The 600-nt window shown below is 47.2% G+C and carries 2 protein-coding genes; both read left to right on the top strand.

Features of this window, described 5'->3' with window-relative positions; translation table 11 throughout:
• The coding region (locus QYM41_RS17685) for a hypothetical protein (RefSeq protein WP_368801080.1) at window positions 1–321 on the top strand (321 nt) is incomplete at its 5' end.
• A partial coding sequence (locus tag QYM41_RS17680) for a hypothetical protein (protein ID WP_368801079.1) occupies window positions 321–600 on the top strand: 280 nt, incomplete at its 3' end. The genes QYM41_RS17685 and QYM41_RS17680, both read left to right, overlap by 1 nt.

The following is a 600-nucleotide window of genomic DNA, read 5'->3' as shown; positions in this document are numbered from 1 at the left end:
GATTTCGGCTCTGTATGGGCAGACAAACAAAAAGAACTCGTTGACAATAACCCGGAAAATAACGATGAAACTCTCGCCACTGCTACAACTCCTGAACCAGACAACAACCCGGAATCTGATTCCGGCGAAGAAGCAAATCAGGAGCAGGAACAAACAGGGGCAGATAACGCCGAACAAACCAGCGATGAAACCTTAGACGTAGACGGCGACGGCGACGGGGAGCGTGGCCTTAGCCCCGATTCCGAAACCGACCCCGAAACAGAGGTTGAACCGGAACCGCTTATTGTTGACCCGGAAAATCCAACTCAGGAGGATGAATAATGTGTGGGATTAAGTTAAAAGACTATGCCCCTGTTGCTAACATTATTGCGCGTCTGCAAGTGTTAGCGCCTGACCTGTTTATTTTTAAAGGTGTCACGCCGGAACAGTTAAACGACATGCTTATTTATAATCATGGCAATCGTACTGTTTATGAGGGTGTATTGGGAGCGGATTTAGATTCGCTCTCTATTCTCCTGTTGGGCGCGTATCTGGAAAAATGGTTATTATTGCCGGGGTATTATAAGCAGGTAGAAATCGGCGCTAATAGCTACAAGACCA

It is taken from the genome of Kocuria oxytropis, from assembly GCF_040981195.1.
Lineage (GTDB): Bacteria > Actinomycetota > Actinomycetes > Actinomycetales > Micrococcaceae > Kocuria > Kocuria oxytropis.
This window is presented reverse-complemented; position numbering and strand designations above follow the sequence as displayed.